This window comes from Mesobacillus subterraneus (assembly GCF_023715485.1).
GTDB lineage: Bacteria > Bacillota > Bacilli > Bacillales > Cytobacillaceae > Mesobacillus > Mesobacillus subterraneus_B.
The window spans coordinates 104,843-118,807 of sequence record NZ_JAMBOF010000004.1 but is presented as its reverse complement, the minus strand read 5'-3'; the positions used below and the strand labels follow the sequence as shown (position 1 = coordinate 118,807).

Genomic DNA, 13,965 nt, shown 5'->3' with positions numbered 1-13,965 from the left:
CTAAACTGGGGAGGAGTTGGAAAGTTGGATCCGATTTCTGATCATTTACGTGAAAATCTCGACGTCATTTTTGTTGGATTTAATCCTAGTATCAGCTCGTCTGAGACTGGCCATCATTATGCCAATCCAAACAATCGGTTCTGGAAAATACTATTTGAGGCTGGGATTACACCAAGAAAGTACGATACTGCTGAAGATTACAAGCTTGTGGATTTGGGCTATGGAATGACGAATATTGTGGCAAGACCGACAAAGGCCGCAGATGAAATTACCAAAGAGGAATATAAGCAGGGGAAGCTAGAGTTAAAGGGAAAGATCGAAAAATACCGCCCCAAGATCGTCTGTTTTGTTGGCAAGGGCGTCTATCAGCAATACAGCGGCAGGAAAGACATTCCATGGGGGGAGCAGGATGAAGCAGTCGTAACCGGCACCATAGATTTCGTCGCCCCATCTTCAAGCGGGTTGGTGAGGATGAAGATGGATGAGGTTGTTGGGATTTATAAAGGTATTCCTGCTTTGATTAAGCAATTAAAAATATAAAAGACAATCCAGATAAATTGGATTGTCTTTTATATTTCCATAGATAACCGGATCATATCCCGGCACTGGATCCCATTTTCGAAAATGGGGTCCGGATAATTCATTGTGAAAAAGTCATGCTCTATTGACATGATACGGAAGCCGACTTTCTGATATAATGCTAACTGATAGATACTGGAGTTTCCTGTTCCAATGTCGATGGTTTTGTAACCTTCTTCTTTTGCATACATAATGCCATGCCTCAGAAGCTTGGTGCCAACCCCTTTGCCCTGCATTCTTTCATCGACTGCGAGATTCATGATTTCTAATTTTTCCTTTGAAGTTGGGAGCATGACAATTACGCCCTGAGTCTGGCTGTTTGCCGTTTCTGATATATAACATATACCGCCTTTTAAATAGCTGGATACCATATCTTTTGAAGGATCTGCCATGAGGAGCAGGTTCCACGGCGGCTGCTCCTCATTTCTAAGCATTCTAATTTTCATGAATGGCCACCTTTTTCATTACAAGGCGATAAATAATCCAAAATAACAGATAGCCCAGTGCTCCTCCAACTGTATTCAGAATGATATCATCGACATCGAAGCTGCCCACCCGGGTTACAAATTGCACACCTTCTACTATCGAAGTTGCCAGGAAGACGATCCATAATGTCCTCCAAAAGCCGATAAACCTTCTAAACAACAAGGGCAGAAAGAATCCTAATGGAAGAAAAGCAAGCACATTGCCGAACAGGTTCGACATCCAGATACTTTGATTGATATGTGATGAAGCTTTTATGTAATCTGAGATTGTTTTGAATGGAATAATATTATATGGGTTGGTTCCTGAAGAATTTAATTCGTAGGCAGCCTGCCTGTATGGGCTGAAAAATAACAGGGCTGCGGCAATGATTATGTAGAGAATAAACAGAGTATATGAAGCTGCTGTCAACAATTTCTTGTGTCTGATATCTATTAAATTTAACATAGCCCCTCCTGTTTAATAAGAAACCCATGAATTTTTTTGTAAAGCATGAGCATTTTAAGTAATTTTATAGAAAAGGAACAAAATATTTATCTCGAATCTTCTAAAATATCAAGATGCAAATAGGATAGCTTGCGGTCATTAACCAAGAAGTAATTTAATTACCAATAAGTAATGTTAATTTACCATAACTTCTTTTTAATTTACCTTATTCTGATTTTAATTAACTAAAATGTAAATTTATTTTACTTTTTAACTTTGTTTTTAAATTCTAACAGATAATAAGGTAATTGAAATATCAAAACGAAAGTTCTAATAAAGATGATTTTAACTCAGCTGAAAACAAAAATAAAAACCTTACCGCGGTAAGGTTCTCTTTATCATATTTAGATCTGCCCCGAAAGTAAGCCTGCAAAAGCAGGGCCCCTGCCGTCCGTACAGTGGTTAAGTGTCCCGCAACAAGCGAATGTTCGGCAGAGGCAATTATATTTTAACACAATCATGTTGGAAAAATACAATTTTAAGCGACAAAGGGTAGATGACTTTCATTTTTATTTGGAAAAGTGGTATGATAACAATGATTTTAACACAAGGAGATGATTTTCATGGCTAAAAAAGGATACATAACAATGCAGAATGGTGAGAAAATCGAATTTGAACTTTACCCTAATGAAGCTCCAGGAACAGTTGCAAACTTCGAAAAGCTTGCAAACGAAGGTTTCTACAATGGTTTGTCTTTCCACCGTGTAATTCCAGGTTTCGTAAGTCAGGGAGGATGCCCGAATGGAACAGGTACTGGCGGTCCTGGCTACACAATCAAGTGTGAAACAGAAGGCAACCCGCATAAGCATGTACCAGGCTCACTTTCAATGGCACATGCAGGTAAAGACACAGGCGGAAGCCAGTTCTTTATCGTGCACGAATCCCAGCCGCATTTGAACGGTGTCCACACTGTTTTCGGAAAAGTGACTTCTGGTCTTGAAGCTGCTAAGGCGATGCGCAATGGCGATGTAATGGAGAAAGTTGAAGTAACAGAAGAATAGGATTATAAAAAAGAGCCTTGTGGCTCTTTTTTTGTACACTTTTACCCATTGAACCGAACATATGCTCTTGTTACGATAATAACAAACAACTTTGGTATAAAAAAAGTTAAGCAGAATAGACTAATATCGAATAAATTTGACTATACTATCTAATTTATATAAAATTATACTAATTAGTCTAATTATCCGATGTTAGGTGGAATGGCAATGAGGCCTGTTTCTGTATTTATCATGGATGTAACGGAATCTTCTTCAGCAAGGCATAGAGAGGAATTAAGCGATTATATAGCGGATATTGAGAGATCGGTAAAAGAGTGGTTCCAGAACCTCGCCTCTATACAGGTAAAGCACCGTTCAGGGGATGAGCTGATTTTCGTTGCAGATGGATACTCTTCTGCCTTTATAACGGCGTTTTTCATCAGCCGTATTTGGAAGTTTGAAAATAACAAACCATATTTCGGCCTCGCTTTTGGGAGCATCGATAAAAGAGTAGACGAAATTGATATTGAAAAGTGGATCCATCCATTGGTGAAGCAAGCAAGAACAGCGAACGATACACTAAAAAAGCAAAAAGACAGAGAATCCTTCACTTTCGAAGGTAACATTCAAGATCCTGAACTGCAGACTTTATTGAATGGAATGCTTAAGCTGCAGCATGCACTCAACATCCAGCAGACTGAAGTCCAGCGCCTTGTTTGCTCGTTATATCTGGTATATGAAAAACAAAATGCTGTTGCTGAGCTCATGAAGCGATCAGCTCCAACCATCTACAGCCATTTTAAAAAGGGGCATAGCGAGCAGGTGCTAGGCAGTTATCACGCTATTGCAAATGTACTGGACTCTCTGCAGGCTAAAGAGTTTGAGGAATTGAAGAAGTATAAATCAAACATCCTCGAAAAAAAAATCAGAGACTATATAAAAGGTCAGGTCCAGGAAATATTCTGTCTCTAGGACCCGATGAAAGGAGCAGGCATGCTTTTATTAAGTTTAATCATTGCACATTTAATAGCTGATTTTTACCTGCAGACCGATTTCATGGTGCAGGACAAGCTGAAGTATATTAAAAAGCATATACTCCATCATTTATTCGTGAATACAGCTGTGCTGTCTGGAGGATGGCTCATTGTTAATGATATCGCAGACCCTCTGATTGCTATCGTTTGGCCTGTGCTCTTTATAGCTTTTACGCATTTCGTGATTGACATTTCAAAAATAAAACTTGTTGATAAATATACCGACAGCGAAAATCTCAATAAATTATGGTTTTTTGTGTTGGATCAGCTTCTTCATCTATTTATGATTCTGATTGCACTTCAGTTATTTTATAGTATACCGATAGTTTCAGTAACTGATAGAATCACAGAATTACTGATGAAAAATGAGAGCCAGTTAAGTGTGCCAAATGCGATTCTGTTCACTGTAATCATTTTAATTTTAGGAACGACTGTCAGCGGACATCTCATCAGGATACTGCTTGGCTCGCTGCCAGGCCAGCTTTTAACCTTTGAAGGAAAGTATACGTTTAAGAATGAGCTGAAAGAGTCTGTATACCCGAAAAATAGCAATGGTGAAAAAGGGCTGTCAGAGCAATACAGCTATATGATTTTTAATAAGCATGATATGTCACGCGGGAAACTTATTGGTTATATTGAACGGCTGCTCGTCATCCTGCTAACATTCTACGGTTCGTACCCGGCGATCGCCTTCATTGTGACTGCAAAATCCATAGCCCGGTTTAAACAAATGGATGACCGTGATTGGGCAGAGTATTTTCTTCTGGGCACTTTAACATCAATGTTTTTGGGAATATTATTCGGAATCATTTTAAGAGAAATCCTAATTTAGTAACACTTTTTAAGGTAAACTTTTTTGCCTTCACAACCAAGGTATTTCGAGTTTTAATGGAATCCCTGTTAAGGAACCTTCTCGAAAAGAGCTTGAAGCCAAGATATTACTGGATGGAAACTTGGTTCGGAAAACAACAATTTATGCGCAAACGGCGGTTGGTAATAAATGTATAGCAGCCAATGAGGATGCCATAGTTGAATTTTCAGGGTAAAGGGTAGAAACGGCCTGGTAAATGGAGTGAGTTTGATGAACATCGTTCTCTTTGATAAAGACCTGCGGATTACTGATCATCAGCCATTATCCGAAGCGGCTAAATTAGGGGAAGTCTTACCCCTTTATGTCTTTGTGCCTTCAAAATGGCAAGGTACAGAGCTCTCTGTCCGCCATTTGCAGTTTGTCATTGAAAGTCTTGAGGAGCTTTCAAAGCAAATACAAGAACACGGCGGGGAACTCTTTTTCGCAATTGGCGAGATTGAAGCTGTGCTGGAAGAGTTGCTCCAATCATTTGGATCAATCAATGTATTTACCCATAAGGAAAATGCTGTAAAAAGCACAGCCGGCGTAAAATGGATAGCTGAAAATAAACAGCAACTGATGACATATGGCCCAGACTTGGAAGGAGTCTCGAACAAGCTTTTAAATAGCGTTTTGAAGTCCTATCTAGTGGAACCAGTAAATGATTCTCTTAAAAGGATTGAAGTTCCGGCACATGTTCCTGGGATCCTTTTTACAGATCTTAGAAAACTGCAAAATTTTAAAGTCGAAGGCAGGAAAATCCGTTTCGGACAACAGGGCGGGGAATTGAAGGGATTTGAGACTCTGGATTCGTTCCTTGAAGGCAGGTTCGCAAATTACATCGAAAACCACCAGAAGCCAATACCGTCCTCCCTTTCATCATCCAGACTTTCTGCTTATATTACTTGGGGAAATATCTCTGTGAGGACAATTTTCCAAAGAACAAGCGAAAGAATTCAATCGTGTGAATCTGAGAAAGAGAAGCTTCAGCTTGAAGATTTTTTATCAAAGCTCGTATCCCGTGCGAAGATTTGTAACGGCACTAAAGTGATTGATAATAATTCTAATGAAGGCCAACTGAAAAAGGAATGGAATGAGGAATGGTACCAGCACTGGATAAATGGGAAAACGGGAATACCGATCATTGATGCCGCCATGAGGAGTCTTGACAAAACCGGGTGGTTAAATTTCACGTTAAGGGGAGTAGTCCTTTCTTTTATTTGTAAATCATTGCTTCAGGACTGCCGAAAACCATCAGAGGGATTGGCAAAATTGTTTTTGGATTATGAGCCGGTTATTCATGACTTCCATGTCCTGCAGCAATCGGGCATATCAGGGAAAGGGAAGATTATCAATCCTGTTAAAGTTGGCAAACAGCTTGATCCTGAGGGGGCATTCATTCGTAGATATGTACCCGAACTGAACCGCATTCCAGAGGAGTACATCCATGAACCTTGGCTTTACCCGGGTTTTTACAGTCTCGGCTATGAACCCCCCATTGTAGATGTGGTAAAAGCGAACAAACAAGCTCGGCTTCATTATCAGAGGATAAATGACAATAGAAAAGAGAGCAAGGTAAAAAAGAATCTGGAGACGGAGCAGCTTTCCTTCGATCTGTGAAGGTTTAAGCCGATTCTTTATCTGCTACAAACTCCTTGCTTTTCCCCTTAAAAAAGGTCAAAGATACTCCGATGAGCGTAATGAGTCCACCGATAACTGTCCAAACGTCAGGGACCTCACCCAGCCATACCCAAGCAATAAGGAAGGAAACGGCAGGTGTCAGATACAATGAACTTGCTGCTTCGGATGCACCAGATTTTGCAGTAATATAGGCTAAGGCTAAATAGGCGATCACCGTAGGGAATAGTCCAAGATAAAAAGCACTTATTGTTGCCCCCGCTGGTGCTTCCATCAGCTGTGTTCCTAAACCAGGTGCAAAGAAACTCATCAAAAATGTCGCTGCCCATATGGTATAGGCAGTGAAGGGGAGGGCCCCGTATTTACTTAAGTAATTCTTCTGAAAAACAAAGTAAAGTGATTCGGAAAGGGATGCAATTAAAATCAAGAAAACACCACTTCCAAGTTCAAAGCCCCCACCAGTGCCAAAGGAAAGGAAGAAGATCCCGACCATGCTGATGGCAGCCCCGCTCCAGTACCATAATCCAGTGCGTTCCTTGAAGAAGACCCTGCCCAATAATCCGATAAATACAGGTGAGGTAGAGACAAGTAAGCTTGCAGCACCTGCACTTACCGTTTGCTCGCCAAAATTTAGCGCCGTTTGATAGACGGCAAATCCCAAGAATCCGAACAAGAAAATAACAGGCCAATCTTTAACTTCAGGTAATTTCATTTTTGTGTAAATGGCATAAAAAATAAGAGCCAACGATCCGATCAGGAGCCTGAGGAAAGACAATTGCTCAGGTGAATACCCTTCAAGACCATGTCTTATTCCAGCGAAAGCTGATCCCCATAATAAAATAATAAGCAAATGCGCAGCTGCCATTTTAAATTTCATACATATCACCCCTTCAAGAACCATCCAATTTAGTCCTGTGTCAGCTATTGTCTTTCAAATATAACTGGGTCTTGGTAAAATGTATCCAACCAATAGGGGTATATTAAAACCAACCAATTTTAAGTGCATGGAAGGGAGCCGTTAAATGAAAGCGCCAAAATACAAGGTAATTAGCGATTATATTAAGGGACAAATAACCAATGGTACATGGCCGGTAGGCAGCAGGCTCCCTAGCCAGCGGGAACTTGCAAAGCAATTTGAGGTGAACAGAAGTACTGTTGTCACAGCACTTGATGAATTGGCCGCAGATGGCTTAATTGAGGGCAAGCTGGGGATGGGAACCGTGGTGGTCAATAATACATGGACATTGATGAGTGCCAACTCACCTGTAAATTGGAATGAACAGGTCCAGCTTGGCGCACATCAGGCCAGTTTAGCCACGGTCCAGGCTATCAATCTCGCTGAGTCAGATGAGAATTTGATCCAGCTTAGCAAGGGGGAGCTTTCAAAAGACCTTTTTCCTCTGGAGGAAATGAAGGCTGTGATCCAAAAAGTAGCTCAAGACCTGACCCCTTTTGGCTATGAGGACCCTAAAGGGAATCCTGCACTAAGGGAAGCGATCAGTGATTATCTTAAACCGAAAGGAATCGACTCCCCGCCAACATCGATTTTAGTCGTTTCAGGAGCATTGCAGGCTTTGCACCTCATTTCTATTGGGTTATTGGAAAGAGAATCGACAGTGTTTCTCGAAAACCCTTCCTATTTATATTCTTTATCGACCTTCCAATCTGCTGGCATGAAGCTGCAGGGAATTCCGATGGATGATGAAGGAATGCTGCCAGAGATGATCAAGGCGTCCCAACACAGCGGGAGATCGGTATTATACTGCCATCCAACGTTCCAGAATCCGACAGGAACATTAATGAGTGAAAAAAGGAGACAGGAGCTGCTACAGTTAGCTGAAAATATCCAGCTTCCGATCATTGAGGACGATGTGTATGGAGATTTATGGCTTGACTCTCCACCTCCGCCGCCGATTAAATCATATGACAGGCACGGAAATGTTTTGTACGTTGGAAGTCTCTCGAAGAGCCTCAATCCTGGCTTAAGGATTGGATGGATTGCAGGTCCTGAGGCAGTCATTGACCGGCTGTCAGACCTGAAAATGCAAACCGATTATGGCTCAAGCTCTTTATCGCAAAGAGCAGCGGCCGAGTGGCTTTCAAGTGGACTGTACGAAGAATATTTATTTAAGGTAAGAAAGCAGTTAAAGGAACGGAGAAATACCGCACTGGCTGCACTTAATAAACATTTAAGCCGCTGGGCAGATTGGTCTGAACCTGCCGGAGGATTTTTTATTTGGGTAAAAATGAAGCCTGAAATCTCATTAGCTGATCTATACCGGAGAGCACTTTCAAATGGAGTCCTGATTAATCCCGGGAGGATTTATACGACCCAAAAACTGCAGCATTTCAGGCTTTCCTATGCCAATGCGCCGATTGACGACATCGTAAAGGGAATCGCGGTATTAGAATTGCTTATAAAAGACTGCTAAAATTATAGGATGAGCGTTTTGCGGAGCTTTCCAAATGATCCCCTAAGCAAAGCTCAATATAATAAACCAACATCGAGGAGAATATGTATTTATGAAATTAGTATCATGGAATGTGAATGGAATCAGGGCCTGTTCAGGCAAGGGGTTTTTAGACTTTTTTAAAGAAGCCGAGGCGGACCTTTTCTGCATACAGGAAACTAAATTGCAGGAAGGCCAAATTAACCTGGAGCTAGAAGGCTACCATCAGTTTTGGAATTACGCTGAGAAAAAAGGGTATTCTGGAACGGCTGTTTTTTCAAGAAAAGAGCCTTTATCGGTAAAATACGGGATAGGGTCAGCGGACCATGATCATGAAGGCAGAGCGATTACGCTAGAATTCGATCAATTTTATCTTGTGAATGTTTACACCCCAAATTCACAGCGTGATTTGGCTCGCCTTGGCTACCGCTTGGCCTGGGAAGATAGAATCAAGGAATATATGCTTGAACTGGACGAAAAAAAGCCAGTTATCCTATGCGGCGATTTAAACGTTGCTCATCATGAGATCGATTTGAAAAACCCAAAGTCTAATCGCGGCAATTCAGGCTTCACAGATGAGGAGAGGGGAAAAATGACTGATCTGCTAAACAGCGGCTTCGTCGATTCCTTCCGCCATCTCTACCCTGAAGCCGAAGGAGTCTACACATGGTGGTCATACATGAATAAGGTAAGGGATAGGAATATCGGCTGGCGTATTGACTATTTCATCATTTCGGAGAGGCTTGCCCCCGCTATTGTTGAAGCAGGTGCAGAGTGCTTTGTCATGGGAAGCGACCACTGTCCGGTTACGCTTGAACTGAATTTGAATGAATAATTGTTTCCCCTGGGCAGTGGCCCAGGGGGTTTTTTATGGTGATTCTTGTCTTCACCCGAACATAGATTGGGTTCTATTGGTGCCCATTTATCGGAAACCGTCCGATTGTGGTGACCAAAAATGATTCTTATTGAGAAGCCTCACCTGCTGATTCCCGAGTAGGCTTCATAATAGCCTTACGTTCCTCTCTTGTTCATGTAAGGATAATAAGTATAGCCTAATCTAAATTTGAGACTCATAGAGTATAGCCTATATCTAGCAGTGAATACGGCGGTTTAAAAGATTTTTAGAATAAAACTAAACCTTTTCTTTTGATTTTTGGTTAAATGTTATATACTATAAATTAATAAGGATAACACATTTAAATTTTCCTTGATAATGTTACATAATTATTATTGGGGGTTCGTTGGTGGTGAGTTCTATTAAACTAACAAAAAGACAGGAAGAAATCGTTCAAATCGTCAAGGAGGACGGACCAATCACTGGGGAGCAGATTGCGGAAAAGCTAAAGCTGACACGCGCTACCCTAAGGCCTGACCTGGCAATCCTGACGATGGCTGGAAGTCTTGAAGCAAGGCCGAGAGTTGGCTATTTTTTCAACAAAGATAAAGAAAAACAGTTCAAGGCAACGGCTTTTCTTAATCTTAAGGTCAATGATTACAAGGGTCACCCGATAGTCGTGCAAAAATCTTCTTCAGTGTACGATGCGATTGTCCAGATGTTTCTTGAGGATGTAGGAACCCTGTACGCGGTAGATTCTGAAGGATGCCTCGCTGGTGTCATTTCCCGGAAGGATTTGCTGAGGGCGGCAATCGGAAACAAGAATCTCGAGGACCTTCCTGTAAGCGTCATCATGACACGGATGCCGAACATCATTACGGTAAAACCGGAGGAAACGATGCTTCAGGCTGCCAAAAAGCTTGTTTTGAACCGCATCGATTCTCTGCCTGTCGTCCGGGAACTCAATAATAAACCAGATACATATGAAGTCATCGGGCGAATTACAAAAACGACGATTACTAAGATTTATCTAGAAATAGTAGAGCAAAAATCTGTCTAGGAAGTGAGCGCATTTTGGATATGAAGGAAGTTGTTTATGTGGTATCCGATTCGGTCGGTGAAACAGCAGAATTTGTGGTAAAGGCCGTTGCAACGCAGTTTAATGGCGGCCAAGTGGATATTAGGCGTAATTCTTACGTTGAAGACGAAGAGGATATTGAGGATGTCATTATGGTTGCCAAGCAAGGGCGTTCGATCATCGCTTACACCATAGTCGTTCCAGCTTTAAAGGCTTATCTTGATAAAAGGGCACAGGAAGAGGGAATTTATGCCGTCGATCTGCTGAACCCGCTCATGAACGCGTTCGAAAAAAAGTTCAACAAGGAACCTAATCATCGTCCAGGAATGATGCGCAAGCTCGATGATGAATACTTCCGCAAGATCGAAGCGATTGAATTTGCCGTAAAATATGATGACGGCAGGGACCCCCGAGGAATCTTGAGGGCGGATATTGTTTTAGTCGGAGTTTCCCGAACCTCAAAAACACCATTATCCATGTATCTGGCACATAAGCGATATAAAGTAGCCAATGTACCGATTGTTCCTGAAGTGAAGCCGCCTGATGAATTGTTCCAAATTTCCAGAAGCAAATGTGTCGGTTTAATCATCTCGCCTGACAAGTTAAATGAAATCAGGACGGAGAGACTGAAAGCGCTGGGTCTAGGTGCAAGGGCAAATTATGCAAGCTATGAACGGATTCTTGAGGAACTTGATTACGCAGAGAAAATCATGAAGCGTGTCGGCTGCCCAGTTATTAACGTTTCGAATAAAGCGATTGAAGAAACAGCGGGGCTGATACTTGATATTCTAAAAAGTGAGAGGAGTTTTACATGATGTCTAAATTTGTTTATCTCTTTAATGAAGGCAACAGTGGGATGAAAGAAATTCTTGGCGGCAAGGGTGCCAACCTCGCGGAAATGACTCGCATCGGCCTGCCAGTCCCTTTCGGATTCACGATTTCAACAGAAGCATGCAACGCTTATTATGATGCTGGGAAAACAATCCCTGCTGAAGTCCAGGCGCAGGTGCTTGAAGCCCTGGGAGAGCTTGAAGAGAAAACAGGCAAGAAGCTGGGCAATCCTGAAAACCCTCTGCTTGTATCGGTACGATCAGGTGCTGTATTTTCAATGCCGGGTATGATGGATACGATCCTTAACCTTGGAATGAACGATGAAACAGTTGAGGGAATGGCGAAGCTTACGAACAACCCTCGTTTTGCTTACGATTCTTACCGCCGCTTCATCCAGATGTTCAGTGATGTCGTCCTTGATGTCGATGTCTTTTTCTTCGAGCGTCTTTTGGAAGAAACAAGGGAAGCCAAGGGCTATAATTCAGATCCGGAAATGAGTGCAGAGGACTGGAAGGAAGTCATCCAGGGCTATAAAAATATCGTCACAAAGCATACTAGAAAGCCATTCCCGCAGGATCCAAAGGAGCAATTATTCCTTTCAATCAATGCGGTATTTGATTCCTGGAACAACCAGCGCGCGATCGTTTACCGCCGTTTGAATAAAATTCCTTCACATTTAGGTACTGCTGTAAATATCCAGAGCATGGTTTTTGGCAACATGGGTGACGATTCTGGTACAGGTGTTGCGTTTACCCGCGACCCATCTACCGGTGAACACATCCTTTATGGGGAATATTTGATCAATGCACAAGGCGAAGACGTCGTGGCTGGTATCCGTACTCCTCAGCCAATCCAAACACTAAAGGATGAGATGCCTGCGGTCTATCAGGAATTTGTTGATACTTGCGAGCGTCTTGAAAAGCATTATGAGGATATGCAGGATATTGAATTCACAGTTGAACGAGGAGAGTTATTCATCCTCCAGACTCGTACCGGAAAACGTACTGCCCAGGCAGCCATCCGCATTGCGGCTGAGCTTGTTGAAGAGGGCATTATCGATAAAAAGACCGCGTTGCTTCGCGTTGATCCTGACCAGCTTGATCAGCTTCTTCATCGCAGAATTGATGAGAATTATGAGCGGAAACAGCTCGCTAAAGGCTTGCCTGCTTCTCCAGGAGCAGCTACGGGTAAGGTCGTTTTTGATGCGGACGAAGCCGAATTGCTTGCTAATGACGGTCAAAAGGTAATCCTTGTACGTCCTGAAACAACTCCGGATGACATTCACGGCATTATCGCAGCACAAGCAGTCGTAACGAGCCGAGGCGGAATGACAAGCCATGCTGCAGTAGTGGCACGTGGCATGGGAAAAGCATGTATCTGCGGATGTGAGGCCATGAAGATTGATCTTCATGATAAACAATTCCGCGTAGGTGAAGCGGTTGTAAATCATGGAGACATCATCACGATTGATGGAGGAACTGGTGAAATTATGCTTGGCGAAATTCCGATGATTGAGCCAGAACTGTCAGATGAGTTCCAGCTTCTGCTTTCATGGGCGGACGAAGAGCGTAAAATTGGCGTCCGTGCCAATGCGGATAACCCGGAAGATGCTGCAAAAGCTCTTGAATTCGGGGCAGGCGGAATCGGATTATGCCGTACTGAACATATGTTTATGGATGCAGCCAGGGTACCGATTGTCCAAAAAATGATTCTTGCTGAGACATTTGAAGAACGAAATGCTGCGCTGGATGAACTACTGCCAATGCAGCAGGATGATTTCGAAGGAATTCTTGAAGTAATGCAGGGGCTTCCTGTTACGATCCGTTTGCTCGATCCTCCACTTCATGAGTTCTTGCCGGATAAGGAAGAGCTTCTAGTCGAGATTACAAAGCTGCAAATCCTTGACCCTCAATCGAAAGAGCTTAAGGAAAAAGAAGCATTGCTTAAGAAAGTCCGCCAATTGGACGAATTCAACCCAATGCTTGGACACCGAGGCTGCAGACTTGGCATGATCCATCCTGAAATTTATGAAATGCAGGCAAGGGCAATCTTCTATGCAGTGGCTAATTTAGCCGATAAAGGCATTGTGGTGCAGCCTGAAATCATGATTCCGCTTGTCGGACATGTGAACGAGCTGAAGGAGATGCGTGAGCTTGTCAATGCTGCAGCACAGAGTATCCAAGAAGAAACCAACAAAGAATTTGAATATACAGTTGGGACGATGATTGAAATTCCGCGTGCTGCATTGACTGCAGACCAAATTGCTGAGGAAGCTGACTTCTTCTCATTCGGCACGAATGATTTGACGCAGACTACATTTGGCTACAGCCGTGATGATGCTGAAGGGAAATTCCTTCAGGCCTATATCGAACAAAAGGTTTTGCCTGAGAATCCATTTGCCGTGCTTGACCGTGAAGGCGTCGGCAAATTGGTTGAAACTGGCGTCAGTCTTGGCCGGAAAACAAAGCCAGGCCTAAAGACTGGAATTTGCGGGGAGCATGGAGGAGAAAAGAGCTCCATTGAATTCTGCTATAACGCAGGACTCGACTATGTAAGCTGTTCACCATACCGCGTTCCATTAGCGCGACTTGCAGCAGCGCAGGCGACAATCCGTCACGAAAAAAACAACGAAAAAGAAATCGTTTCAGCAAAATAATCATAAATGAAGAGCGTGTTGCTATGACACGCTCTTTCAATTCATACAGCGGAATAAAAATAGAA

13 protein-coding genes are annotated in these 13,965 nt (G+C 42.6%); 10 read left to right on the top strand and 3 right to left on the bottom strand.

The window, feature by feature from the left end:
* Window positions 1-24: 24 nt before the first annotated feature.
* Window positions 25-540, top strand: a complete 516-nt coding sequence (gene mug, locus M3204_RS07205) for a G/U mismatch-specific DNA glycosylase (RefSeq protein ID WP_251480277.1) — start codon at window positions 25-27, stop codon at window positions 538-540.
* Window positions 541-569: 29 nt separating this feature from the next.
* Here mug and M3204_RS07200 read toward each other — a convergent pair whose 3' ends face one another.
* The gene (locus M3204_RS07200) at window positions 570-1,025 is read right to left on the bottom strand and encodes a GNAT family N-acetyltransferase (RefSeq protein ID WP_251480274.1); all 456 of its coding nucleotides are present in this window, start codon (window positions 1,023-1,025) and stop codon (window positions 570-572) included.
* Window positions 1,015-1,509, bottom strand: coding sequence for a VanZ family protein (locus M3204_RS07195; RefSeq protein ID WP_251480271.1), 495 nt, complete (start codon window positions 1,507-1,509; stop codon window positions 1,015-1,017). The genes M3204_RS07200 and M3204_RS07195 overlap by 11 nt, the downstream gene beginning before the upstream one ends.
* 602 nt (window positions 1,510-2,111) lie before the next feature.
* Between M3204_RS07195 and M3204_RS07190 the strand changes: the two genes are divergently transcribed.
* The 4 genes from M3204_RS07190 to M3204_RS07175 all read left to right on the top strand — a co-directional run bounded on the left by M3204_RS07190 (window position 2,112) and on the right by M3204_RS07175 (window position 6,032).
* Window positions 2,112-2,549: a peptidylprolyl isomerase gene (locus M3204_RS07190; RefSeq protein ID WP_251480268.1), complete on the top strand. Its 438-nt coding sequence runs from the start codon at window positions 2,112-2,114 to the stop codon at window positions 2,547-2,549.
* 207 nt (window positions 2,550-2,756) lie between these two features.
* Window positions 2,757-3,500, top strand: coding sequence for a hypothetical protein (locus M3204_RS07185; protein ID WP_251480265.1), 744 nt, complete (start codon window positions 2,757-2,759; stop codon window positions 3,498-3,500).
* A 21-nt stretch (window positions 3,501-3,521) separates the two neighbouring features.
* Window positions 3,522-4,394 (top strand): DUF3307 domain-containing protein, encoded by an 873-nt coding sequence (locus M3204_RS07180; protein ID WP_251480263.1) that lies wholly within the window; start codon window positions 3,522-3,524, stop codon window positions 4,392-4,394.
* 249 nt (window positions 4,395-4,643) lie between these two features.
* Window positions 4,644-6,032 carry an FAD-binding domain-containing protein gene (locus tag M3204_RS07175; protein WP_251480260.1) on the top strand — a complete coding sequence of 463 codons (1,389 nt, stop codon included), beginning with the start codon at window positions 4,644-4,646 and terminating at the stop codon, window positions 6,030-6,032.
* A 4-nt stretch (window positions 6,033-6,036) separates the two neighbouring features.
* Here the strand turns inward: M3204_RS07175 and M3204_RS07170 are convergent, their stop codons facing one another.
* Window positions 6,037-6,927, bottom strand: a complete 891-nt coding sequence (locus tag M3204_RS07170; protein WP_251480257.1) for a DMT family transporter — start codon at window positions 6,925-6,927, stop codon at window positions 6,037-6,039.
* A gap of 145 nt (window positions 6,928-7,072) precedes the next feature.
* Between M3204_RS07170 and M3204_RS07165 the strand changes: the two genes are divergently transcribed.
* The 5 genes from M3204_RS07165 to ppdK all read left to right on the top strand — a co-directional run bounded on the left by M3204_RS07165 (window position 7,073) and on the right by ppdK (window position 13,900).
* Window positions 7,073-8,482: a PLP-dependent aminotransferase family protein gene (locus tag M3204_RS07165; protein WP_251480254.1), complete on the top strand. Its 1,410-nt coding sequence runs from the start codon at window positions 7,073-7,075 to the stop codon at window positions 8,480-8,482.
* Window positions 8,483-8,573: 91 nt separating this feature from the next.
* Window positions 8,574-9,335, top strand: a complete 762-nt coding sequence (locus tag M3204_RS07160; RefSeq protein ID WP_251480251.1) for an exodeoxyribonuclease III — start codon at window positions 8,574-8,576, stop codon at window positions 9,333-9,335.
* 412 nt (window positions 9,336-9,747) lie between these two features.
* Window positions 9,748-10,395, top strand: coding sequence for a helix-turn-helix transcriptional regulator (locus M3204_RS07155; RefSeq protein WP_251480249.1), 648 nt, complete (start codon window positions 9,748-9,750; stop codon window positions 10,393-10,395).
* Window positions 10,396-10,409: 14 nt separating this feature from the next.
* Window positions 10,410-11,228, top strand: a complete 819-nt coding sequence (locus M3204_RS07150; RefSeq protein ID WP_251480246.1) for a pyruvate, water dikinase regulatory protein — start codon at window positions 10,410-10,412, stop codon at window positions 11,226-11,228.
* Window positions 11,228-13,900 (top strand): pyruvate, phosphate dikinase, encoded by a 2,673-nt coding sequence (ppdK, locus tag M3204_RS07145; protein ID WP_251480752.1) that lies wholly within the window; start codon window positions 11,228-11,230, stop codon window positions 13,898-13,900. The genes M3204_RS07150 and ppdK overlap by 1 nt, the downstream gene beginning before the upstream one ends.
* Window positions 13,901-13,965: the final 65 nt, after the last annotated feature.

Coding starts and splice junctions, on each gene's coding strand:
- M3204_RS07200 (WP_251480274.1), bottom strand. CDS start 1,025: ATGAAAATTAGAATGCTTAGAAATGAGGAGCAGCCGCCGTGGAACCTG.
- M3204_RS07195 (WP_251480271.1), bottom strand. CDS start 1,509: ATGTTAAATTTAATAGATATCAGACACAAGAAATTGTTGACAGCAGCT.
- M3204_RS07190 (WP_251480268.1), top strand. CDS start 2,112: ATGGCTAAAAAAGGATACATAACAATGCAGAATGGTGAGAAAATCGAA.
- M3204_RS07185 (WP_251480265.1), top strand. CDS start 2,757: ATGAGGCCTGTTTCTGTATTTATCATGGATGTAACGGAATCTTCTTCA.
- M3204_RS07180 (WP_251480263.1), top strand. CDS start 3,522: ATGCTTTTATTAAGTTTAATCATTGCACATTTAATAGCTGATTTTTAC.
- M3204_RS07175 (WP_251480260.1), top strand. CDS start 4,644: ATGAACATCGTTCTCTTTGATAAAGACCTGCGGATTACTGATCATCAG.
- M3204_RS07170 (WP_251480257.1), bottom strand. CDS start 6,927: ATGAAATTTAAAATGGCAGCTGCGCATTTGCTTATTATTTTATTATGG.
- M3204_RS07165 (WP_251480254.1), top strand. CDS start 7,073: ATGAAAGCGCCAAAATACAAGGTAATTAGCGATTATATTAAGGGACAA.
- M3204_RS07160 (WP_251480251.1), top strand. CDS start 8,574: ATGAAATTAGTATCATGGAATGTGAATGGAATCAGGGCCTGTTCAGGC.
- ppdK (WP_251480752.1), top strand. CDS start 11,228: ATGTCTAAATTTGTTTATCTCTTTAATGAAGGCAACAGTGGGATGAAA.